The sequence below is a fragment of the Massilia sp. H6 genome (assembly GCF_024802625.1).
GTDB lineage: Bacteria > Pseudomonadota > Gammaproteobacteria > Burkholderiales > Burkholderiaceae_D > Telluria.
Genome location: NZ_CP103371.1, coordinates 886,491 through 909,868, shown reverse-complemented (window position 1 = coordinate 909,868; position 23,378 = coordinate 886,491). Strand labels below are relative to the sequence as shown.

The window sequence follows — 23,378 nt, the reverse complement described above, 5'->3', positions numbered from 1 at the left end:
CGGCTGTCGAGCCGGCGTGCCGGTGTGGCGCAAACGACAATCATACTCCGCGCCGCCCGTGTGCGGCGTCTTGCCACAGCACCTGAGCGTCTCATCGGCGTAGAATAGCGGCTTCACTTTATCTGCATTCGTGCCATGACCACCTACCGCATCGCTCCCAGTATCCTGTCCGCCGATTTCGCCCGCCTGGGCGAAGAAGTGCGCAATGTCGTCGCCGCCGGCGCCGACATCATCCACTTCGACGTCATGGACAACCATTATGTTCCGAACCTGACCATCGGGCCGCTGGTGTGCCAGGCGATCCGCCCGCACGTGCAGGTGCCGATCGACGTACACCTGATGGTCAAGCCGGTCGACCGCATCATTCCCGATTTCGCCAAGGCCGGCGCCAATATCATCACCTTCCACCCGGAAGCTTCGGAGCATATCGACCGCACGCTGCAGCTGATCCGCGATCACGGCTGCAAGGCCGGCCTGGTGTTCAACCCGCACACGCCGATGCACTATCTCGAGCACGTGATGGACAAGATCGACATCATCCTGATCATGTCGGTCAATCCCGGCTTCGGCGGCCAGTCGTTCATTCCAGAGGCGCTCAAGAAGATCGCGATCGCGCGCCGCATGATCGACGAATCCGGCCGCGACATCATGCTCGAGGTCGACGGAGGCATCAAGAGCGACAACATCGCCGCCGCAGCAGCCGCGGGCGCCGACACGTTTGTTGCCGGCTCGGCGATCTTCGGCAAGCCGGACTACAAGGCGGTGATCGACGACATGCGTGCCCAACTGGCAACGGTCGCCAAATAATGCGCGCCGGCCGCGCCGCCATCCGGGCCGCCATCATCGACCTGGACGGCACCATGCTCGACACCCTGCCCGATTTCGAGGCGGCCCTGAACGGCATGCGCGCCGACCTGGGCCTGCCCCCGCTGGCGCAGGCGGCGATCAAGCCACTGATCGGCAAGGGCTCGGAAAAACTCGTGCGCGACGCCCTGCTGCTCGACTGGGACGCGGCCCGCGTGGATGCGGCCCTGGTCGACGCGCTGGCCGGCTACCAGCGCCACTACCTCGCCATCAATGGCAATTTCAGCAGCTTGTACGACGGCGTACTCGACGGATTGGCAGCCTTGCAGTCGCTCGGGCTGCGCCTGGCCTGCGTCACCAACAAGCCGATGGCGTTTACTACCCCGCTGCTCGCGCAGAAGGGATTGGCCGGCTGGTTCGAGCTGGTCTACGGCGGCGACTCCTTCCCGAAAAAGAAGCCCGATCCGATGCCGTTGCTGGGCGTGTGCAGCGCCTTCGACCTGCCGCCATCAACGGTGGTGGCCATCGGCGACTCGTCGAACGACGCCGAAGCGGCGCGCGCGGCCGGCTGCCATGTACTTACCGTGCCATATGGTTATAACCACGGGCGGCCTGTACAAGAAATTAATTCGGATGGTATAGTTGGTTCGCTGCTCGAGGCAGCGCAGCTGATCGCTGCCCACAACCGCACGACTACTTAACGACGCTATCCATGTTTTTCACCAAAAAACACACTGTCAACCAAACCGGTGCCCTTGAGGCCTGGCTTTGGCGACGCTGGCAATCCTGGGCTGACTAAGCCGTATCGATTGCTGCCGGGTGTGTTCGAGTTTGCGCTCGTTCCCGGCAGGTTTTTTGAATCAACCACCGCCCTCTTCCCCCTTGGGCGGCACGGAGAAAAGCATGACCGAACTCGAATTCAAGTCGCTGGCCAGCCAGGGCTATAACCGCATCCCATTGATCGCGGAAGCCTTCGCCGATCTGGAAACCCCGCTCACGCTCTACCTCAAGCTGGCCCAGTCGCAGGGAGCCGGCAAGAATACCTTCCTGCTAGAATCAGTCGTTGGCGGCGAGCGCTTCGGACGCTATTCGTTCATCGGCCTGCCGGCATCGACGCTGCTGCGCACGCAAGGCGAGCGCACCGAGGTCGTCAAGCACGGCGAGGTAGTCGAGACACACGACGGCAACCCGCTCGACTTCATCGAAGCCTACCAGGCGCGCTTCCGGGTGGCCCTGCGTCCCGGCCTGCCGCGTTTCTGCGGCGGCCTGGCCGGCTATTTTGGCTACGACACTGTGCGCCACATCGAGCACAAGCTGGCCAACAGCGCCCCGCCGGACGCACTCGGCCTGCCCGACATCCAGCTGATGCTGACCGAAGAACTGGCGGTCATCGACAACCTGTCGGGCAAGCTGTATCTGATCGTGTACGCCGACCCGGGCCAGCCGGAAGCCTACATGAAGACCCGCCAGCGCCTGAAAGACCTGCGTGTCATGCTGCGCCGGAGCGTGGACGCGCCGGTGACGTCGAGCTCCGTGCGCACCGAGGCGGTGCGCGAGTTCAGCAAGGAAGACTACCTGAAGGCGGTAGCCAAGGCGCACGACTACGTGATGGCGGGCGACCTGATGCAGGTGCAGATCGGTCAGCGCATCCGCAAGCCGTATGTCGATTCGCCGTTGTCGCTCTACCGTTCGCTGCGCTCGCTGAACCCTTCGCCCTACATGTATTACTACAACTTCGGCGACATGCAGATCGTCGGCTCGTCCCCGGAGATTTTGGTGCGCAACGAAGCCCTGCCGGAGGGTGGCAAGAAGGTCACGCTGCGCCCAATCGCCGGTACCCGCCCGCGCGGCGCCACGCCGGAACGCGACACCGAGCTGGCCGCCGAGCTGCTGTCCGACCCGAAAGAAGTTGCCGAGCACGTGATGCTGATCGACCTGGCACGCAACGACATCGGGCGCATCGCCGATACCGGCAGCGTCAAGGTGACCGACCGCATGGTCATCGAAAAATACTCGCACGTGCAGCACATTGTCTCGAACGTCGAGGGCAAGCTCAAAGACGGCATGTCCAATCTCGACGTGCTGCGCGCCACCTTCCCGGCCGGCACCCTGACCGGCGCACCGAAGGTGCGTGCGATGGAAGTCATCGATGAACTCGAGCCCGTAAAGCGCGGCATCTATGGCGGTGCCTGCGGCTACCTGAGTTTCGGGGGCGAGATGGACGTGGCAATCGCGATCCGCACCGGCGTGATCAAGGACGGCAACCTGTACGTGCAGGCCGCGGCCGGCATCGTGGCCGATTCGATCCCCGAGATGGAATGGCAGGAAACCGAGAGCAAGGCGCGCGCCGTGCTGCGCGCGGCCGAGCAAGTGCAAGACGGCCTGGATGGGGAGTTCTGACATGCTCTTGATGATCGACAACTACGATTCGTTCACCTATAACATCGTCCAGTACCTGGGTGAGCTCGGTGAAGATGTGCACACCGTGCGCAACGACCAGGTCACGCTGGCACAGATCGAGGCAATGGCACCCGAGCGCATCTGCATCTCGCCAGGCCCGAAGGCGCCGAAAGATGCAGGCATCTCGCTCGACGTCCTGCGCCAGCTCAAGGGCAAGCTGCCGATCCTGGGAGTGTGCCTGGGGCACCAGGCCATCGGCGAAGCCTTTGGTGGCAAGGTGATCCGCGCCAAGCAGGTCATGCACGGCAAGACCTCGCTGATCGCCCACACCGGAGAAGGCGTATTCAAGGGACTGCCAAGCCCGTTCACCGTGATTCGCTACCACTCGCTGGCCATCGAACGCGCTTCGCTGCCGGACTGCCTCGAAGTCACCGCGTGGACCGACGACGGCGAAATCATGGGCGTGCGCCACAAGGACTACGACATCGAGGGGGTGCAGTTCCATCCGGAGTCGATCCTGTCCGAGCATGGCCATGCATTGTTGAAGAACTTCCTCACGCGCTGAGCGGCTTCTAGGCTCCTGCGTACACCGCTACCCATTGCACCGTCGCCGCCGCTACCGGCGCAAACGACTTGCGGCCCAGGCCGCGCCAGCGCTGGGCAGCCGGTCTTGAGAATACCTAATTGAACTGGACCCTGACATGCCGATTACCCCACAAGAAGCCCTGCTGCGCTGTATCGAACACCGCGAGATCTTCCACGACGAGATGTTGCACCTGTTCCGCCAGATCATGTCGGGCGAGATGTCGCCGACCATGGTGGCGGCGCTGACCATCGGCCTGCGCGTGAAGAAGGAAACCATTGGCGAGATCACCGCCGCCGCCCAGGTCATGCGCGAATTCTCGACCAAGGTGCCGATGGCCGACACCTCCGGGCTGCTCGACATCGTCGGCACCGGCGGCGACGGCGCCAACACCTTTAACATCTCGAGCGCCTCGATGTTCGTGGCCGCGGCGGCCGGAGCGCGCGTGGCCAAGCATGGCGGGCGTAGCGTCTCGTCTTCGAGCGGCAGCGCCGACGTGATCGAAGCGCTGGGCGCCTGCATCGACCTTAAACCCGAGCAGATCGCGCAGTCGATCGCCCAGACCGGCATTGGCTTCATGTTTGCGCCAAACCACCATGCGGCCATGAAGCACGTGGCGCCGGTGCGGCGCGAACTGGCCGTGCGCAGCATCTTCAACATCCTCGGTCCGCTCACCAACCCGGCCGGCGCACCAAATATCCTGATGGGCGTGTTCCACCCCGACCTGGTTGGCATCCAGGTGCGCGTGCTGCAGCGTCTCGGCGCCCAGCATGCAATGGTGGTCTGGGGCCGCGACAACATGGACGAGGTCTCGCTTGGCGCCGGCACCCTGGTTGGCGAACTGGTCAATGGCGAGATCCGCGAATACGAGATCCATCCGGAAGACTACGGCATGGCGATGATCTCGAGCCGCAACCTGAAAGTAACCGGCACTGCCGAATCGAAGCTGCGCGTGCTGGAAGCGCTGCGCGGTGAACCGGGTCCGGCCACCGACATCGTCGCGCTCAATGCCGGCACCGCGCTGTACGCGGCTGGCGTGACGCCATCGATCGAAGCCGGCCTGGCGAAGGCACGCGCCGCGATCGCCTCGGGGGCGGCGACGGCAAAGCTCGAGCAGTTCGTGCAGGTAACCCAGCAACTGGCCGGGAACCGCTGATACTAGATTAAAGGTTTTTCATGTCCGATATCCTCAACAAGATCCTGGCCGTCAAGGCCGACGAAGTAGCCGCGGCGAAGAAGCACCGTGACCTGTTCAGCCTGCGCCGCGAAGTCGAGGGCGACGCCGACGCACGCCGCGCCATCCGCGGCTTCGAGGACAGCCTGCGCAGCAAGATCACCGCAGGCCAGGCCGGCATCATCGCGGAAGTCAAGAAAGCTTCGCCATCGAAGGGCGTATTGCGGCCAGACTTCCAGCCGGCGGCGATCGCGCAAAGCTATGCGCAGCATGGCGCTGCCTGCCTGTCGGTGCTGACCGACGTGCAGTTCTTCCAGGGCTCGGTGGACTACCTGCGCCAGGCGCGAGCGGCCTGCGCGCTGCCGGTCATCCGCAAGGATTTCATGATCGACCTGTACCAGGTCTATGAAGCGCGGGCGATGGGAGCCGATGCGATCCTGCTGATCGTCTCGGCGCTTGATCACGGGCTGATGGCCGAACTCGAATCCTGCGCGCACGAACTGGGCATGGATGTGCTGGTCGAGGTACACGACGGCGACGAGCTGACCGCGGCACTGAAGCTGCAAACACGGCTGGTGGGCATCAACAACCGTAACCTGCGTACCTTCGACGTCTCGCTGGATACGACGCTGGAACTGCTGCCGCGCATTGCGCCGGAGCGCATGGTGGTGACCGAGTCGGGCATCATGGGGCCGGCCGACGTCGCGCGCATGCGCGCGGCGAACGTGCATGCCTTTTTGGTCGGCGAAGCGTTCATGCGGGCGCCTGATCCGGGCGTGGAGTTGCAGCGCTTGTTCGGCTAAGGGCCCGGTAGAAACAGGGCCGCGCGCTGTTCAGCGCCCCAGCACGTTCAGGACCGCGAAGCTCATCGCCTGCGCGGCGGTCTTGATCGATGGCTCCGGCACCGGCGCGTAAAACGGCGAATGATTGAACGCGATCGGCTTGCCGCCCTCGCGGGCGGCCTCGAGCACCGCCTTCGGATCGTAGATACCGGTAAAGAAGAACATCGACGGCACGCCTTCGTTGACATAGACCGAAAAGTCCTCGCTGGCCGTCATCGCCGGCATGCGCTGGGCGTTGGCGGCGCCGAAGGCATCCTTGAACACGACCTCGGTTCGGGCCACCAGCGCTTCGCTGTTGACGATGGCCTCGCCGCCGCTGGTGAACCTGAGCTCCGGCGCGGGGGCACCGGCCATGGCGGCGGACGCATTGGCCACCCGGCGTACACCTTCCAGCAGCTTGGCGCGCACGGCCGGGCTGTACGAGCGGATGGTGCCGCGTACCAGCACACTGTCCGGAATGATGTTGCCGACCGTGCCGCCCTGGATCGCGCCGATCGTCACCACGCCAAATTCCTTCGGGTCTTTTTCGCGGCTGATCACGGTCTGCACGTCCACCACGAAGCGCGCCGCGATGGTGATCGGGTCGAGCGACTTGTCCGGCGCCGAGCCGTGCCCGCCGCGGCCCTTGAACACGAATTCGATGGCGTCCGAATTGGACGAGACCGGGCCGGAATTGAAGCCAACCGTTCCATGCGCCAGTGGCCAGGAATGCAGGGCGAAGGCGTAGTCCGGTTTGGGAAAGCGCGTAAACAGGCCATCGTCCAGCATTGCCCTGGCGCCGCCGACGATTTCTTCGGCCGGCTGGGCAATGAAGACCAGCGTGCCCTTCCACTGCGGCTTGAGTTCGACCAGCGCACGTGCGCTGCCGAGCCAGCTCGCCATGTGCACGTCGTGGCCGCAGCTATGGGCAACGAAGCTCTCGCGTCCATCGCTCATGGCGCGGGCGCGGCTGGCATACGGCAGGCCAGTCTTCTCTTCCATCGGCAGGCCGTCCATGTCGGTACGCACCAGCACTGTCGGGCCGGCGCCGTTCTTGAGCACCGCCACCACGCCGGTCTTACCGACTTTTTCGGTCACCTCGAAGCCGAGCTTGCGCATTTCGGCAGCCAGCTTGGCTGCGGTACGGGTTTCCTGGAACGCGATTTCAGGGTGGGCGTGCAGGTCTTTGTACACCGTGTCGAGCCAGGGGTACATGGTGTCGACACGGGCGGTCACGTCCGATTTGAGGGGCGCCGAAAGTTGGCCGAACGCGGGCGCGATGGCCAGCGAAAGCAGGGCGACAGCGATACCGTTTGCAGCAGTTTTCACGCGAACCTCATGGAAAATTGGTGGTGAGCGCGCAGGCCGAAAGACCCGCCGCCCAAGGTAGCCAGCGCCCGCCTTAGACGGCGCTTGGACGCTTCAGTGCCGACGTCTTCTTGCCGGCCACTGCTTGCGACAGGGTAATGCAAGGCACGCGGTCGCCCTGCAGCACCACCTCGAAGGCCATTAACTCGTCGCGGCGGAAGGCGTGCACTGCCACCTTGTCGCCGACGCGGTAGCGTGCCAGCAGCGTGTCGACATTGGCCGGATTGCCGCTCACGCGCAGGCCGTCGATGGCGATGACGATATCCTGCGCCGACAGGCCGGCCTTGTGCGCGGCGCCGCCTTCATGGACCTGGGTCAGCTTGGCGCCAAGCGGGTCGCGCCCAATGCCGGCATCGAGCGAGGCCTTGGCGTTCTTGCGCTCATCGGCCAGCTTGACGCCGAACGGGGCATACAGCTTGGCCAGCGGCAGGTCTTCCAGGCCGCGTACCCAACGCTCGAACAAGCTTCGCAGTTTGGCGCCGCTGACTTCGTCGAAGATCGCTTCGACCTCTGCCTCGGTCACGCCGCGGGCCGCGCCAGCATAGAAATCGCGTCCGAAACGCTCCCACAGCGCCAGCATCACGTGGTCGAGCGATTTGACGCCGCCGGTCTTGGCGCGAATGGTCAAGTCGAAGGCCAGCGCGATGATCGAGCCCTTGGTGTAGTAGCTGATGATGGCGTTCGGCGAATTCTCGTCCTGGCGGTAATACTTGCTCCAGGCGTCAAAACTCGAATCGGCCACGCTCTGCTTGGTACGCCCGCTGCCGCGCAGGACGCCGCCCATGGTCTTGGCCTGCAGCTTGAAATAGGTCGCTTCGCCGATGATTCCGGCCCGTACCAGCATCAGGTCGTCGTAATAGCTGGTAAATCCCTCGAACAGCCAGAGCAAGGGCGTGTAGTTCTCGGTCTGCAGGTCGTAGGGCGCGAACACCGCTGGCTTGATGCGCTTGACGTTCCAGGTATGGAAATACTCATGGCTGCACAAACCCAGGAAGCGCAGGTAGCCTTCGCCCGGCTCGGCGCATTTCGCGCTCGCCGTACACGGCAGATCGGCACGGGCGCAGATCAGGGCGGTCGAGGCGCGGTGTTCCAGGCCGCCATAGCCGTCTCCGACGGCCATCGTCATGAACACGTAGCGCTCCATCGGCGCACGGCGCGTCTGCGGTTCGAAGAACGCGATCTGGGTTTCGCAGATCGCCTTCAGGTCGGCCTGCAGGCGCGCCATGTCGAGGTTGGGCACGCGCCCGCTAATGACGATGTCGTGCGGGACCCCATGGGCGTTGAAGCTGGCCAGCTCGAACTCGCCCATCTCGACCGGATGGTCGATCAGTTCGTCGTAGTCGGCCGCGACATAGGTGCCGAAGCCATAGCGCCTGGCGCCCAGTTCGCGCATGGCCGTGGCCACGCGCCAGCCTTTCGCGGCCGGATCGGCCGGGCGCTGGATGTCCACCTGATGCGGCAGGCTTTCCTGGCCGGCTACGCGCAAAAAGACGCTGGTGCCATTGAAGAAGCCATGGGTCTGGTCGAGATGGGCGGCGCGCACCGACAGGTCCCAGGCGTACACCTCGTAGTGCAGGGTCAGCGCACCGGCGGTGCGGGCGGCGCGCCAGGTATGCTTGTCCAGTTTCGTCAGTGCGACTTCCGCACCACCGCTTTCGGCGCGAATGCGCACGATGTTGCGGGCGAATTCGCGAATCATGTAGCTCCCCGGGATCCAGGCCGGCAGCGCAAAGACCTGCCCTTCCGGATCCGGCGCCGCGACCGTGACCGTGACGTTGAACAGATGGCCGGCCAGGTCTTTCGGCACGATCGTGTACAGAATGGCGAGCTGCTTCTTCGGGGATGGTTTCTTCATGATGGGTCGTGGTCGTCCGGCCGGGCTTCTAGTTGTTGTCCTTCCTAGTGTAATCGGATTCGATCACGGCGGGAAACATTGGCATGCATATATCACAGGACAAGATCGGAGGGGGTGTCGATGTCGCGCAGGATGCCAGGATCGTCCACCGCGACTTCGGTAACCGCATGCGCCGCGAGCAGGCCGCGCGCGCCCTGGTCGCCGCCCAGCGCCAGCAGCGCATCGAGATGGCGGGCGCCGAAAGCCACCGGATTGCCACGCCGCCCAGCGTACACCGGCACCGCGATCGTGCCGGCGGCGGCCGCGGGCGCCACCGCGTCGCGCAGCGCGGCCAGCGTGGCGTCCTGCACGAAGGGCATGTCGCCCAGGGCCACCAGCCAGCCGCCGGCCGGCAATGCGTCGCGCAAGGATTGGCCAATGGCATGAACCAGCGAAGCGCCCATCCCGCTGTCGGCCTGGGCGCACACGGTGACTTCGCAGCCAAGCGCGCGTAGCGCATCGGCCACGCCGCCATCGTGCGGCGGCACGACCGCGACCACGCGGGGAACACAGGCGAGCAGCCGGCGCGCGCTGGCAAGCACCACCAGGTCGCCGCCGGGCAGCTGCTGCAGCAGCTTGTTGCGCACGCCCGCGGGGTCGAAACGGCGCCCCCTGCCGGCCGCTAGCAGCACGCCCGTGGGGACCACCTCAGGCCAGCGCGCCGGCGGCATCCTTGATGGCCGCGCGAATGCGTTGGTAGGTGCCGCAGCGGCAGATGTTGCCGCTCATCGCCAGGTCGATATCGGCATCGCGTGGGCGCGGGTTACTGCGCAACAGGGCCACGGCACTCATCACCTGCCCGCTTTGGCAGTAGCCGCACTGTGGCACATCGTTCTTCACCCACGCATCCTGCACCGCCTTGCCGACCGTGTCGCCGGCCATGGCTTCGATGGTCGTGATTTGCCGCCCCTGCGCCGCGGACAGCGGCGTGATGCAAGAGCGCACCGGATCGCCGTCCAGGTGCACGGTGCAGGCGCCGCACAGCGCTGCCCCGCAGCCGAACTTGGTGCCGGTCATGTCGAGATTGTCGCGCAGCGCCCATAGAATCGGCATGGCCGGATCGGCGTCGACCTGTCGGTCTTGCCCATTGATGTGCAAGGTGAGCATGGTCTTACTTGACCGACTGCAGCTTGGCCTCCAGCGACTTCAGGTCGATCGCGCCAGGGATGCGGGAGCCATCGGTGAAGAAAATCGCCGGCGTGCCCTGGATCTTGAGCTTCTGTCCGAGCGCCACGATCTTGTCGTTCGGCGTGGTGCAGGCGCTTGGTGCGGTCGGCGGCAGCTTGCCATTGACCATCCAGTCGTCCCAGGCCTTGTTGCGGTCGGGGGCGCACCAGATGTTCTTGGACTTCACGAACGAATCCTCGGACAGGATGTTGTACATGAAGGTATAGATCGTGACGTTGTCGATATCCTTGAGCGTGGTCTGGCGCAGGCGCTTGCAATAGCCGCAGTTCGGATCTTCGAACACCGCGATGGTGCGCTTGCCATTGCCCTTGACATGCTTGAGCGCCATCTCCAGCGGCAGGTCGGAGAACGTGATCTTGTTGATTTCTTCAAGGCGGGCGGTGGTCAGGTCGGTCGAGGTCTTGGTATCGTAGACCCGGCCGATGAACAGGTACTCACCCTTCTTGTCGGTGTACAGGATGTCGCCGGCGACCCGGACCTCATACAGCCCGCCGTAAGGCGTCTCGCGGATCGATTCGATCTTGGCGCCGCCCAGGCGCGGCTCGAGCGCCTTCTTGATGCTCGCCTCGGTCGTGTTCTGCGCTTCGACGCAGGATGCAAGCAGGCCCGTCGCCAGCAGGACGGCGACCTTTGTTTTCAACATGGTGATTCCTTAAAAAGAGACTGACTTGCCTATTATTTGCCTATTGCGTGCCTACAACGTGCCGATTACTTGCCCATGGCATGCGTCATCAGGCGGCGCTTAATCCCAGGCAACTTATCGAGCAAGTTTAATCCGAAATTGCGTACCACGCGCACCGGTTCGAGATTGGCGCCGAACAAGCGCTCGAGACCGTCCGTTGCCAGTTGCATGAGCAGCACGTCTTCCTTGCGCATGCGCGCGTAGCGGGCCAGCACGCGCTCGTCGGCGATACCGCGCCGGTCCTCGCGGCTGCGCAGTACTTCGAGCAGGTCGACAATGTCGCCAAAACCCAGGTTCATGCCATGGCCGGCCAGCGGATGTACCGCGTGGGCGGCGTCGCCCACCAGGGCCACGCGCGGCGCGACCGGCGAATGCGGGCGCACCAGCGCCAGCGGTACTGCCTTGACCGCCGCCGGTTGCAGCGGACGCAGCGTGCCGAGTTTTTCGTCGGCGTATTCGGCAAGGCGAATCGCCATTTCGCCGAGCGATTCTTCCATCAGCGTGTCGGCCAGCGTTTCCGGCGCCGACCATACCAGCGAGACGCGCTTGCCCGGCAGCGGCAGCAGCGCGATGATGCCGTCCGCGCAGGTAAACCACTGGTGGGCGACGCCGTGGTGCGGCTGTTCGCACTCGAAATTGCTGACGATGGCACGCTGGTGGTACATCCGGTAATCGACCCCGATATCGCACTGGCCGCGCACCCAGGATTCGCGGCCGTCGGCGCCGACCATGAGTTCGCAGGCGATGTTGCTGCCATCGTCGAGCCGAACGCTGGCACCCTGCTCGCCGCAGGTGAGTTCGGCCGCGCAGCCAGTGACCAGCTGGACATTAGCGGCAAACTTGAGCGCCGCATCCAGCGCGTCATTGAGGTTGCTGTCCTCGACAATCCAGGCGAGCGTGCCGACATGGGCGCCAAACGCGTCGAAGCCGAGGCTGCCGCCTTGCTTGCCGTCGCCATGGACATCCATCGCATCGACCGCCTGCACCCGCGCCAGGTCGAGCGCGCCCCATACCTTGAGCGAGGCCAGCAGGTCGTGCGCGGTGTGGTTCAGGGCATAGACGCGCACGTCCCACGGCTTGTCGGCGGCCGACGTGACGGCTCGTTCCGGCGCCGGGCGCGGCGGCGGCACCAACAAGGTGACGCTATACCCCGACTGGGCAAAACCAAGGGCGGCGGTCTTGGCGATGGCGCCATTGCCGACGATGCAGACATCGCTGCGGTGCTGGGCGGTAGTCGTGTTCATGCAAGACATTATAGCGAGATGCCAATTACGCGCCGCAACGGCGCGCCGGGGCGCCTCGGTGCGTGCGGCAATGGATTCCATCGCCTGTGCACCGCTGGGGCTTGCGCATATGAAAAACGCTGGCTATAATCGTGCCTCTCTTGGCCTGGTAGCTCAGTTGGTAGAGCAGAGGATTGAAAATCCTTGTGTCGGTGGTTCGATTCCGCCCCGGGCCACCAAGAATATCGTTTGCGCAGCGCCCACTCATGCCAGTGGGCGTTGTTGTTTCCGGGATTCGCAGTCCTTGTGTCCGGTCTATTTCCGGTACCCTTACCCGTCGGTGATGAGCGAGTCCGAGCTGCGAACTTCCTGCTTGCATTGCAGCACAGGCTGAAGCTATTGCCCTGCCGCTTGCGTAACCCGAGCCGCCTTTAGCAGTCTCGCTAAAAGATCTGCAAGTCGCCCTACCCACTATCGTGCGGGCTGCATTGCGGAATCGAGAAAAGCGTGGAACGACGCGGCCGCCTGCGTTGGCTGCTCGAGCGACGGCAAGTGACCGCACTGCGACAGCAGTTCAAAGCGCGCGTTCGGCATTGCTTGCGCGAGCTGCTGCCCGCACGCCGGCGGCGCAATCGGATCTTCGTCACCCGACAGGATCAGCGCAGGCATGCGCAGCTCGCCCAGCCTGGACCAGATGTCGTCCCGGGCAGCCAGCGCACGTGCCTGCGCCGCGCCGGCTGCCGCGCCAACGCGGTGCGCCATGGCTTTGAAGGCGGCCGTCGCTGCGTGATCGGCCGGGCGCACGACGATTCCCGCCAAAAACTCGATGATCGCCTCTGGCGTCGCCTCGAGTCCGGCGGCGAGATCGGGTCCGCCAGCGGCCGGGACGCTGGCATTGCAGCCCATAAGCCAGAGTGCGGAAACACGCTCCGGTGCGGCAAGGGCAATCGCAAGCGCCAGATTGGCGCCGTATGAGGTGCCGACCAGCGCAAAGGTGCGCGGCGCGCGCGCCAGAATATCGGTGACGCTGTCAGACAAGCGTGCTTGCGGCGACATCAGGATTTGCGGTTCGATGGCGTCGCCGAGGGCGGCGATGACATCCTGGTACATCCTTTCGTCGCACAGCAAGGCGGGAAGGAAGACAGTGGGCAGGCGTGGCGACATGGGTAACTCCGTTAAATAGAAGAAGTGGTATCGGCGATTAACAGCTGCGCCTGGTTCAGGATTGTCATTAGCTCCGATGCTGGCAGGCCGGCCTTGCGCAGCGTGATGGCGCCGATCACCAGCGCCAACAAGGCGGCGGCACGCGTTTGCGCCATCTCCAGGGGCAATCCGGCCCGCTCGAGCAGGCCGGCGACCAGCTTGCCGGTGCGGGCCACGTGGCGCTGACCAAAGGCCGCCAGGGCCGCATCATGCGGTGCAAGTTCAGTCACACAATTGACAAAAAAACAGCCACGGTGGCCTGCATCGACGGCGGCAATTGCGGCCAGGACGGCATGGACGGCCTCGAGGGCAGGCAGGGACGACGCCATGGCCTCGAGCCTGGCAAACAGCTCATCGGCATAGAGTTCAACAGCGGCCATCATCACTGCGTGCTTGGAACCGAAGCAAGCATAAAAACTCGACCGGCTCAAGTGCATGGCAGCAGTGAGATCGTCAAGCGAGGTTGCCTGATACCCTTTTCCCCAAAACACCTCGAGTGCATTCCTAAGTGCTTCGCGAGGCACGAACTGGCGTGGCCGCCCCACCATTGGGGAGGTCGGTTTCATCTGATTTTGTGTTGAGCAACGTGTAAGTCTGGACATGGCTATAATTATAGATCGATCAGTCCACAATGTATGTCTGCATTTAAAGGAAATCAGCGATGACTATTCCATCCACTTTCGAGCTGTATGCTTACTGGCGCACGTCGGCCACCTACCGGGTGCGCGTCGCCCTCAATCTGAAGGGGCTGACGGCGAACGAACGGATTGTTAATATCGATGCTGGCGAGCAACACGACGAGCAATTTTTAAAGATCAATCCACTTGGCGCGATCCCAGCCTTGATTGAGATCGGCCATGCGCCGCTGACACAGTCGCTGGCGATCCTGGAATTTCTGGACGAATTCCAGCCAGCGCCCCCACTGCTGCCGCAGGACCTGCATGGGCGCGCCCGAGTCCGCTCGATCGCTGCAATGCTCGCTGCCGATACGCATCCGCTGATCACGGGGCGCGTCAAAAAATACCTGACTGCCGCTGTTGGAATGGACGACACGGCTTGGCGTGCATGGCAGATCCAGTGGTTTGGGACCGGCTTGGCCGCGCTCGAGCAACGCCTTGCCGCCGAGCCCCAGACAGGCGTTTTTTGTCATGGCGACACGCCGACGATGGCCGACATTTGTCTGGCCAGCATTGTGGAAATGGTGAGGATTTTTAAGATTACGATCCCTGATATACCGACGATCGATCGGATCATGGAAGCTTGCGATACCCATTCGGCATTCATCGAAGCCAAGCCGAGTCGTCAGACAGGTGCTCCAGCCTGAACAGCCGCGCCAAAAAGGTGGCGATGACCTCCAAAGCCCCGGCATACAGGATGACGGGCTGACTCATTCAATTTCTTTATACATGAAAGATTTCCATGACTGAACGGCTTAAACTGTATACATCCCCCTCAGCGTTTCCCAATCCCCAGCGCCTGCGCTTGTTCCTGCATGAGAAAGGGATCGCGGAGCATTTTGAGGAAACAATTTACGATATGTCGCCTGGCGGAGATCAACGCAAGTGGCCGCATTTGAAGATGAACCCGTGGGGTGAAACACCTACTTTGGTGTTATCCGACGGGCACTATCTGTCCGAAGCGGCAGCGATCGCACGTTACCTCGACCAGCTGCACGACGGTAGAAAAATCATGGGTCAGTCGCCTCTCGAGCAGGCGACGGACACAATGTGGGAAAACAGGATCTTCACTCACATTCTGTACCGTATCGTGACCATGTTCCACGTGATGCACGAAGGCCTGGGCTCGAAACTCGAGCTGACCCATAACCGCCAGTGGGGCGAGCATTGTCGCAAAGAGGCGTTGGCACACGCCACCCTCGTAGATCGCCATTTATCCGACGGACGTGCATGGATGCTCGGGGGCGACGAACCGACGTTTGCCGATATCACACTATGTACAGCGATTGCCTTTTCTAAATTTCCAGTGAATGCTACGCCTCTTGATGAACGATTCGAACATCTTGACGCGATATGGCAACGATGGAAGACGCGTCCCGGCTTTCAACGCGCTTACGCGGACGGAAGTAGCGGCCTCGCTGAGCTGGCGCATTTGCATCAACTTTAAGCCGGCGGTATTTTCATCACCAATCCAGCAGGGGCCGCCAGGACCGGCATCCTGCTGCGTTGATCATTCCTGAACATAAGTCTCAACAGATCGTCGATTAGCTGTCGTGCCCGCTTAGTCATGAATGGGGCCGCTTCAAAGAGAATGCGAAATTGATTAAGCCGCCGCGCTGCTGGCCACTGGCGCCGTTGATCTCATTGCGCTTGGCAAAGGCGCGCTGGCAGACCGCGATTGGCCGCAAAAGGTCCTGCGAAACGACCCGCTGACTCAATTCGACAACGCTTTGTTGCAGCCGCTGGCCCATATCAAACCGAGCGAAATATGAGCAAACCGAGCGGAATCAGAGCGGCTCCAGGCGCTGATCGAGGTCGTGGCAGTCAGCGAAAACCTGCACCGTGCGGGCAGCGGAGAGCGAAGGATTGAAAATCCTTGTGTCGGTGGTTCGATTCCGCCCCGGGCCACCAAGAATATGCTGACGAAACGCCAACCATCACCGGTTGGCGTTTTTGTTTGTGGCTCTCACAGCCTTCTTGCCCATGTCATTCCCGGTTCGCCGACGCAAACCTCGCCCCCCGTGGTGCATCATTCGTGATCGCCGATGCCTCTCCTCACTTGCAATACAGTACGCGGCGTCACTCCGTAACGCCCTGCCATCAGGTTGGCGCTGTTTTCTCGTGCACCCCCGCCGATTCCGAGGCCGCGGCGACACCATATCTCCATGCGTAGTAATCTTGTACCTGACCTGAAAATAAAGCCGAGCTTTGCGCAGCGACCAAGAGCTTGTGAATGCACATTTTTTTGAATCGGAAGGCCCCTGATATGCAGCGTCGTAATTTTCTCTTCATTGGTTCTGGTTTGCTCGCCGGCTCCCTGCTGCCGGTCGTTTCTGCTGTCGGCGCGAACACGAAAGCGCAATGGAAGGCGATCCTGCCCCCTGCCGAGTACCGCGTCTTGTTCGAGGAAGACACCGAGCCGCCCGGCTCCAGTCCCCTGAACGCCGAAAAGCGCGCGGGCACCTATATCTGCGCCGCCTGCTACCAGCCCCTTTTTGACAGCAACACCAAGTATGAGAGTGGAACCGGCTGGCCTAGTTTTTACGATCATCGTCCTGGCGCAATTGCCACCAAGACAGATTTCAAGTTGATCTGGCCGCGCAAGGAATACCACTGTAGCCGTTGTCGCGGGCACCAGGGGCATGTGTTCGACGATGGTCCGAAGCCTACAGGGCTGCGTTACTGTAACAATGGAGTGGCCTTGAGATTCGTGGCAAAGGGTGAAAAATTTCCGGAGTTGCGAGCATGATGACCGCCAGCACACGATGGGCCGGGCTAACCGCACTTGCACTGTTAGCGATGGGCACTCCGGCACATGCGCAGTCAGGCGCCGGTCTGGAAACGGCTATTTTCGCCAGCGGTTGCTTCTGGTGCACGGAAAGCGATTTCGAAAAACTGCAAGGGGTTGTCAAGGCAGAATCTGGCTACACTGCCGGGCGAGTACCAAACCCTACCTATGAGCAGGTCAGTGCTGGCGGAACCGGGCACACCGAGGCAGTGCGGATTGTGTACGATCCGTCCAAGATCAGCTATTCGCAACTGCTGGCCTATTTTTGGCGCAATGTCGATCCGACCGTCAAGGACCGCCAGTTTTGTGATGTCGGCGACCAGTACCGCAGCGGCATTTATTATTTGACTGACGATCAGCGGCAGGCCGCGCAATCGAGTCGGGATGCTCTGCAAAAATCAGGAAAATTCAAGCGCATTTATACGGAAATTGCTCCTGCCAGCACGTTCTACCTGGCCGAAACCTACCACCAGGATTACGCGAAGAAAAACCCGATCCGTTATAGGTATTACCGAAATAGTTGCGGTCGTGATGCAACCCTGAAGCAGCTTTGGGGTTAGTGGGGGGCATCGGTTCGTCACGTCGTGACGAAGGATAAAAAACGCCAGGCTGACAGCCTGGCGTTTTGTTTTCACCCTGGCTGCGCTCAGCCTGCCGCAGGATAGGTGTAGGTCGAGCCGACACCGAGCGGGATGTCGAGCGCCCAGAAGCCGAGCAGGAACGAGGTCCAGACCACCAGCAAGGTCAGCGCATAGGGAAGCATCAGGGCAATCAGGGTACCGATGCCGGTCGACTGCACATATTTGCGGCAGAAAACGATGATCAGCGGGAAATAAGGCAGCAGCGGCGTGATGATATTGGTCGACGAATCGCCGACCCGGTAAGCCGCCTGGGTCAGGTCGGGCGACACGCCCAGTTCCATGAGCATCGGCACCATGACTGCACCGATCAGCGCCCACTTGGCCGAAGCCGAACCGATGAACAGGTTGACCACGCCCGAGAGCAGCACGATGCCCGTCAGCGTCACGCCCATCGGGAAGGCCATCTCGCGAAGCCACAACGCCCCCTTGAGCGCCACCAGCGCCCCCAGGTTCGACTGTCCGAAAGCATAGATGAACAGCGCGCAGAAGAAGGCCATGACGATGTAATAGCCCATGCCGCTCATGGCCGTGCTCATGCCCTTGACGATATCGCGGTGGTTATTGACGGTGCCGGCGACGTAGCCGTAGACGATACCGGGAATCAGGAAGAACAGGAAAATGAGCGCAACGATCGACTGCATCAATGGCGCCGATGAGTGCGTCAGTTCGCGCGTGTCCGGCGAGCGCCAGGCCGAGCCATCCGGCATGGTCGACCACGCCAGCAGCGCCAGGCTCACCAGCATGGCCACTCCAGCCCAGCGCAAGCCCTTGATTTCCTTGGGCTGCAAGGGATCCATCTTGGGCAGGCCGGCAGGGTCGCCGTCGATCGGCGTTTTCTTCAGCCTCGGCTCGATGACTTTATCGGTCAGGAACCAGCCGACCAGGACCACCAGCAAGGTCGACGCGCTAGTGAAATAGTAATTGTTCAGCGGGTTGATGACGATCGATACCGCGCTCGGGTCGGACGAGAGCCGCGCGGCAACCTGGGTCAGGCCCGCGAGCAGCGGATCCAGGCTCGACGGCACGAAGAAGGTCGCGGAAAAGCCGCCCGACACGCCGGCGAAGGCGGCCGCGATACCCGCCAGCGGATGGCGTCCTGCGGCATAGAAAATGACAGCGCCCAGCGGAATGACGAGCACATAGCCGGCATCGACGGCGACATGGCTGAGCACGCCCACTGCGATCAGGACCGGGGTGAGCAAGAACTTGGGGGTAATCGCGAGAATCTTGCGCAAGCCTGCATTAATGAAGCCGGTATATTCCGCCACGCCCAGTCCCAGCATCGCCACCAGCACCACGCCCAGCGGCGGGAAGGTCACGAAGATCGTGACCATCTTTGCCGTGAATTCCGTCAACGCAGCAGGCGCCAGCAGGTTCTTGATCTGGATCGCCTGGCCCGTACGCGGGTCGAGCTCGGCAAAGACCAGGCCAGACATGGCCCAGGACAAGGCCCAGACCAGGGCCAGCAGCAAGGCAAACAGGATCGCCGGATCAGGCAGCTTGTTGCCGGCCACCTCGATGAAGTTCAGGGCGCGGTTCAATACGCCTTGCTTTTGTGCAGTCACTTGTGTCGTCATTACGTCCTTTGCGTGACAGGCTGAACCTGTCAATAGTTTTCAATCGCAGCAGCCACGCTCCGCCGGAGCAGGACCGGCCCTTAATCACAGTCAACATATGTTACGCATAAGTTGTGCTGGCGCAAAGCATTCATGCAAGGCACAAGGGCCGGGGCTTTCACCTTGCGCCAGCTTTTTGCAGCAAGGCTTCAATCTGGACGATCAAGGCCGCCAGTTCGATCGGTTTGGTATGGTAGTCGTCGCAGCCGGCGCCCAAGGCTTTCTCGCGGTCTCCCAGCATTGCATGGGCCGTCAATGCAATGATGGGAATACCCTGCGTTTTAACGCTCGCCTTGAGTCGACGGGCCACTTCCCAGCCGTCGATTTCAGGCAGGTTCATATCGAGCAGTATCAGGTCTGGCAAGCTGTTTTGCGCGGCTTGCAGGCCTTCGGCGCCGTCGCAAGCGAGCGCCACCCCATAGCCGCGGCGAATAAGGCGACGCGAAATCGCGTCACGGTTGTCTTCATTGTCTTCAACCAGCAATAGTTTGACCATCACGTATTTCTCCAGTACTGATCCGTCGATTGCACAGTGCCCGCACCCTACTGCGGGTGGGCGTGCATGATGCGCCGTACTTCCTCGACCAAGTGTTGTTCGTAAGGTGCGTCCTTGTGCAGCATGCCTTGAATGCTGCCATTCAGGCGCGCCATGTCGGTCCCGGTCAGGTCCTTTGCGGTCATGACGATCACAGGGATTTCGTGCCACGCCGGAACCTGGCGCAGGCGCTCGAGAAATTCAAAGCCGTCCATTTCCGGCATCAGCAAATCGAGCAGCACCAGATCGACCGTCTGCTCCGTGAGCAACAAGTCCAAGCCGATGCGGCCATTGCAGGCCAGGCTGACGGTCCAGCCTTCCGCCGCTAACATGCCTTGCAATAATTCGCTGGCCACGGGGTCGTCTTCGACCAGCAGGGCCTTTGGTGCATGCAACCTGGAGCGGTACTTGGCCAGCATGGCAGCACACTGCTGGCGGTCGAGCGGCTTGGGCAGATAGGCCGATGCGCCCATGGCGAAGCCGCGCTCACGGTCTTCGTCCATTGTGATCATGATAATCGGCACGTCGGCCAATGCAGGAATGTCTTTCAAGCGCCCCATCAGGGTCCAGCCATTCATTCGCGGCATCAGAATATCGAGCAAGATCAAATCCGGACGGCGCGCCAGAGCGGCATTCAATGCCGCTTCGCCGTCGCCAGCCACGGTGACCTGGAAACCTTCTTTTGCCAGCAAGCGGGCCAGCCACTCACACACCGCAGGGTCGTCATCGACCACCATGACATGTGGCCCGCGCGCGCCTTCGGCGGGCGGCGCCAGCAAGGTACGCGGGGCCGGCGTTGCATCGGGCAGGCGCACCGAGAATGTCGTGCCTTGCCCGAACACACTGTCGACCAGGATGTCGCCGCCCAGTGCCTGGCAAAAGGTACGGCTGATATGCAGGCCAAGGCCGGTCCCGCCGAACCGGCGCGTGGTCGAAGCGTCTGCCTGCACGAACGGCTTGAACAGCTGCTCCATCTGGTCGTCAGAGATGCCAATGCCGCTGTCGGCCACCTCGAACACGAGCCAGGTCCCGCCGTCGCCGCCGACGCGTCGCACCCGCAGCGTTATGTCGCCGTCGTGGGTGAATTTGACAGCATTGCTCAGCAAATTGAACAGCGTCTGGCGTACCTTGACGAGGTCGGAATGCATGGTTCCGATCTCGGTTGGACAATCGACCAGCAACTGGTTGCCGTTCTTGGCTGCCAGGGGTTGCAGCATCGCGCTGATCGCGCGCACGGCAGGCTCGATCTCGAATGTTTCGAGAAACAGTTCCATGCGCCCTGCTTCGATCTTGGAAACGTCCAGCAGATTGTTGATCAAGCCGAGCAGGTGGCGGCCGGCAGAATTAATCTTGAGCAAGTCGGGCACCATGCTGCTGCCAATGTCTTCGCATTCTTCCTGCAATAGTTCACTGTAGAGAATGATGGCATTGAGCGGAGTGCGCAGCTCGTGGCTCATGTTGGCCAAAAAGTCGCTCTTGGCCCGATTGGCCGCTTCCGCGTCGAGCTTGGACTGAAGCATGGCCTGCTCCGCCTGCTTGCGCTCGGTGATGTCGATATACGTCACCACCGCGCCGCCGTGATCGGCCGGCATGCAATCGATGCGCATTTCGAACCAGCTCTGACCCTTCTCGGCCGGATGAGAAAATTCCATCGCAATATACGGCGCGGCATGCTTCAACACCTGTTGCAGCGCGTCCAGCGCTTCGCGGGCGTGCTCGCTGGCCTGGGCGGCCTGGCGGCATGCGGCTACATAGTTGTCGCCCACGCCCAGGGCGCCCGGCCCGGCCAGTCCGCTGGCATTGTCGGCAGAAAAACGCGTCCATGACTCGCTGACATAAGCGATCGTGCCATCGCGTGTGAGCACAATGACCTGGGCCGACACCGAGCGAAAGATCGCCTGCAGCAGGAAATCGCGCTGGCGAATGGCTTCCTCGGCCTTGCGCTCTAGCGTCACGTCCGATTGCACACCCACGAAGTGGGTGAGCTCGCCGGCGGTCCCCAGCAACGGCGAAATGGTCAGGTCATTCCAGAACGGTGTGCCATCCTTGCGGTAATTCAACACCACCACGCGTGTCTTGTGTTTGTCTTGCACGGCACGGTGTAGCTGAGCGATGCTATCGGCATCAGTGTCGGCGCCTTGCAGGAAGCGGCAATTACGTCCAATCGCCTCGCTGCGCTGGTAACCGGTGATATTGACGAACGCGTCATTCACATACACCATCCGCAATTGCGGATCGTTGGCATCCGCGATGGTAATCCCAACGGCCGACGATGCGATGGCCCGGTCGGCAAGCCACAATGCCTGCTGAACACGTTTGCGCTCGATAAACTGTCCGATATGGCTGCCCACGGTGTCAACCGCCCGCAGCAAATCGGCGTCGGGCGGATACGGCACTGTCGAGCAGAACTCGAGCACCCCCAATACCTTGTTGCCCAGCTTGATTGGCAGCGCAAAGGCGGCTACCAGGCCCTGGGCGATGGCGGCATTGGCACGCTGCGGCACCATGCCCTGCGCCAGATCTCCCACCCATTCGGGCTCGGCATTGCGCCATACCCGGCCTGGCAAGCCCTCCCCGCTGTTCAACACGGTCGCGCGGGTGATCTGCTCGAAGGCCATGCTGGCATCCGGTGCTGCAGACCAGGTTGCCTCACAGCGAAGCTGCTCGTTGGCGTCGAGCGTCCACGCCGCGCCAAACTGCCAGTCGAGGCTGCGCGCAATGGCCTCCAGTACCAGTGGGGGCGCACTCTCGGGCTGCTCCGCTTCTGCCAGGATGCACCCCACCGCATGCTGCATTGCGGTGCGCTGCTCGCTGCGCACGCGTTCCGACACATCGGCAAAGGTCACCAGGACGCCACTATTCTGGCCCGCCATGACGAGACTGCGCGCGCTGAGGCGCGCCGTAAAGAAACTGCCATCGCGCCGCCATAGCGTATCGTCGAAATCGGCAAGGCTGGCGCTGGCTTGCGCCGCTTGCGACAAGCGGCATTGCGCCTCCGGAAAGTCACTGCCATCCCGGTGGGAGTGATGAACCAGTGCATGCATGTTCTGGCCGATCACTTGCTGCGGCGTGTAGCCGAGCATCTGAGCGCCGGCGCGGTTGATGAAGGTGCAACAGCCAGACTGATCCATGCCGTACAGGCCATCGCTGGTGGCGTCGAGCAAGGCTAGCCGCTCGCGGCCGCGCAGGTCGATCTCAGCCGACGCCGCTGCGGCATCGGCAATCTGCACACGCAGTGTGATCTCCGACATTGCACATGCCGCCAGGTCTTTTAGATAAGCAATCTGCTCGCTGCTCCATGCTCGCGGCTGCGTGTCGATCACGCAAAAGCTGCCGATCACGGCGCCGCTGCCGGTCACCAGCGGAATACCGGCATAGGCAAGCACACCGAGCTCATCGACTGCGCGATTAGCATTTAGCATGGGGTCAAGCCGCGTGTCATCGATCACGAGTGGACTGCCAAGTGCGACCACATGCTTGCAGATCGAATGCGACAGAGGCGTTTCGCGCAACTCGCACAGCGGCGGTGGCAGACCGGTTGCACTCTTGAAGAACTGGCGGTGCGAGTCGACCAGCGAAACCATCGATGCCGGCACCTGCAGCAGTGCCACCGCCAGTCTGGTAAGCCGGTCGAATGACTCTTCGGGTTGGGTATCGAGCAAGCCGGTGGCGTCAAGCGCGTGCAGGCGCTCGCGCTCTAGCTGATCCGGCGTTGCCGACACGTTGGGCAAGGCCGCGTTGGTCGTGTTTGCGTTCATGGGATGCGCGTCTACCTGGTTGG

The 23,378-nt window shown here is 62.3% G+C and carries 21 protein-coding genes and 1 tRNA gene; 11 read left to right on the top strand and 11 right to left on the bottom strand.

What is annotated here, in order from left to right; all coding sequences use genetic code 11:
* Positions 1-135: 135 nt before the first annotated feature.
* The 6 genes from rpe (at position 136) to trpC (ending at position 5,764) form a co-directional block, all read left to right on the top strand.
* The gene (gene rpe / locus NRS07_RS04050; protein ID WP_259211380.1) at positions 136-807 is read left to right on the top strand and encodes a ribulose-phosphate 3-epimerase; all 672 of its coding nucleotides are present in this window, start codon (positions 136-138) and stop codon (positions 805-807) included.
* The gene (locus NRS07_RS04045) at positions 807-1,505 is read left to right on the top strand and encodes a phosphoglycolate phosphatase (protein WP_259211379.1); all 699 of its coding nucleotides are present in this window, start codon (positions 807-809) and stop codon (positions 1,503-1,505) included. The genes rpe and NRS07_RS04045 overlap by 1 nt, the downstream gene beginning before the upstream one ends.
* A gap of 202 nt (positions 1,506-1,707) precedes the next feature.
* Positions 1,708-3,204 carry an anthranilate synthase component I gene (gene trpE / locus NRS07_RS04040; RefSeq protein ID WP_259211378.1) on the top strand — a complete coding sequence of 499 codons (1,497 nt, stop codon included), beginning with the start codon at positions 1,708-1,710 and terminating at the stop codon, positions 3,202-3,204.
* Position 3,205: 1 nt separating this feature from the next.
* Complete coding sequence (locus NRS07_RS04035) at positions 3,206-3,769, top strand: aminodeoxychorismate/anthranilate synthase component II (protein ID WP_259211377.1); 564 nt, start codon at positions 3,206-3,208, stop codon at positions 3,767-3,769.
* A 136-nt stretch (positions 3,770-3,905) separates the two neighbouring features.
* Positions 3,906-4,943 carry an anthranilate phosphoribosyltransferase gene (trpD, locus tag NRS07_RS04030; RefSeq protein ID WP_259211376.1) on the top strand — a complete coding sequence of 346 codons (1,038 nt, stop codon included), beginning with the start codon at positions 3,906-3,908 and terminating at the stop codon, positions 4,941-4,943.
* Positions 4,944-4,963: 20 nt separating this feature from the next.
* The gene (trpC, locus tag NRS07_RS04025; RefSeq protein ID WP_259211375.1) at positions 4,964-5,764 is read left to right on the top strand and encodes an indole-3-glycerol phosphate synthase TrpC; all 801 of its coding nucleotides are present in this window, start codon (positions 4,964-4,966) and stop codon (positions 5,762-5,764) included.
* Positions 5,765-5,794: 30 nt separating this feature from the next.
* On the opposite strand, the gene NRS07_RS04020 is transcribed toward trpC, so the two are convergent.
* The 6 genes from NRS07_RS04020 to NRS07_RS03995 form a co-directional block, all read right to left on the bottom strand.
* A complete protein-coding gene (locus NRS07_RS04020; RefSeq protein WP_259211374.1) occupies positions 5,795-7,111 on the bottom strand; it encodes an amidohydrolase in 1,317 nt (438 codons plus the stop codon).
* A 73-nt stretch (positions 7,112-7,184) separates the two neighbouring features.
* Positions 7,185-9,005, bottom strand: a complete 1,821-nt coding sequence (locus tag NRS07_RS04015; RefSeq protein WP_259211373.1) for a M61 family metallopeptidase — start codon at positions 9,003-9,005, stop codon at positions 7,185-7,187.
* Between the two features lie 92 nt (positions 9,006-9,097).
* A complete protein-coding gene (locus tag NRS07_RS04010; RefSeq protein WP_259211372.1) occupies positions 9,098-9,715 on the bottom strand; it encodes an NTP transferase domain-containing protein in 618 nt (205 codons plus the stop codon).
* Positions 9,693-10,151, bottom strand: coding sequence for a (2Fe-2S)-binding protein (locus tag NRS07_RS04005; protein ID WP_259211370.1), 459 nt, complete (start codon positions 10,149-10,151; stop codon positions 9,693-9,695). The genes NRS07_RS04010 and NRS07_RS04005 overlap by 23 nt, the downstream gene beginning before the upstream one ends.
* 4 nt (positions 10,152-10,155) lie before the next feature.
* The gene (locus NRS07_RS04000; RefSeq protein WP_259211369.1) at positions 10,156-10,875 is read right to left on the bottom strand and encodes a DsbC family protein; all 720 of its coding nucleotides are present in this window, start codon (positions 10,873-10,875) and stop codon (positions 10,156-10,158) included.
* Between the two features lie 65 nt (positions 10,876-10,940).
* Positions 10,941-12,167 (bottom strand): FAD-dependent monooxygenase, encoded by a 1,227-nt coding sequence (locus NRS07_RS03995; RefSeq protein ID WP_259211368.1) that lies wholly within the window; start codon positions 12,165-12,167, stop codon positions 10,941-10,943.
* 133 nt (positions 12,168-12,300) lie between these two features.
* Between NRS07_RS03995 and NRS07_RS03990 the strand changes: the two genes are divergently transcribed.
* Positions 12,301-12,376 (top strand) — tRNA-Phe (locus NRS07_RS03990).
* Positions 12,377-12,608: 232 nt separating this feature from the next.
* On the opposite strand, the gene NRS07_RS03985 is transcribed toward NRS07_RS03990, so the two are convergent.
* Together NRS07_RS03985 and NRS07_RS03980 are read right to left on the bottom strand one after the other, a co-directional pair.
* Entirely contained in the window at positions 12,609-13,301 is a 693-nt protein-coding gene (locus tag NRS07_RS03985; protein WP_259211367.1) for an alpha/beta fold hydrolase, read from the bottom strand.
* An 11-nt stretch (positions 13,302-13,312) separates the two neighbouring features.
* On the bottom strand, positions 13,313-13,906 hold the full coding sequence (locus NRS07_RS03980; protein ID WP_259211366.1) for a TetR/AcrR family transcriptional regulator: 594 nt from the start codon (positions 13,904-13,906) through the stop codon (positions 13,313-13,315).
* Between the two features lie 95 nt (positions 13,907-14,001).
* On the opposite strand from NRS07_RS03980, the gene maiA reads away from it, so the two are divergent.
* From maiA to msrA, 4 genes are all read left to right on the top strand, one after another.
* Complete coding sequence (gene maiA, locus NRS07_RS03975) at positions 14,002-14,664, top strand: maleylacetoacetate isomerase (protein WP_259211365.1); 663 nt, start codon at positions 14,002-14,004, stop codon at positions 14,662-14,664.
* 95 nt (positions 14,665-14,759) lie between these two features.
* On the top strand, positions 14,760-15,464 hold the full coding sequence (locus NRS07_RS03970) for a glutathione S-transferase family protein (protein ID WP_259211363.1): 705 nt from the start codon (positions 14,760-14,762) through the stop codon (positions 15,462-15,464).
* Positions 15,465-16,250: 786 nt separating this feature from the next.
* Positions 16,251-16,766: a peptide-methionine (R)-S-oxide reductase MsrB gene (gene msrB / locus NRS07_RS03965; protein WP_259211361.1), complete on the top strand. Its 516-nt coding sequence runs from the start codon at positions 16,251-16,253 to the stop codon at positions 16,764-16,766.
* Positions 16,763-17,365 (top strand): peptide-methionine (S)-S-oxide reductase MsrA, encoded by a 603-nt coding sequence (gene msrA, locus NRS07_RS03960; RefSeq protein ID WP_259211359.1) that lies wholly within the window; start codon positions 16,763-16,765, stop codon positions 17,363-17,365. Before msrB ends, msrA begins: the two co-directional genes overlap by 4 nt.
* Positions 17,366-17,451: 86 nt before the next feature.
* On the opposite strand, the gene NRS07_RS03955 is transcribed toward msrA, so the two are convergent.
* From NRS07_RS03955 to NRS07_RS03945, 3 genes are all read right to left on the bottom strand, one after another.
* Positions 17,452-19,023 (bottom strand): AbgT family transporter, encoded by a 1,572-nt coding sequence (locus NRS07_RS03955; RefSeq protein WP_259211358.1) that lies wholly within the window; start codon positions 19,021-19,023, stop codon positions 17,452-17,454.
* 157 nt (positions 19,024-19,180) lie between these two features.
* Positions 19,181-19,558, bottom strand: coding sequence for a response regulator (locus NRS07_RS03950; protein WP_259213463.1), 378 nt, complete (start codon positions 19,556-19,558; stop codon positions 19,181-19,183).
* 47 nt (positions 19,559-19,605) lie between these two features.
* A complete protein-coding gene (locus NRS07_RS03945; protein WP_259211357.1) occupies positions 19,606-23,355 on the bottom strand; it encodes a response regulator in 3,750 nt (1,249 codons plus the stop codon).
* Between the last annotated feature and the right edge of the window lie 23 nt (positions 23,356-23,378).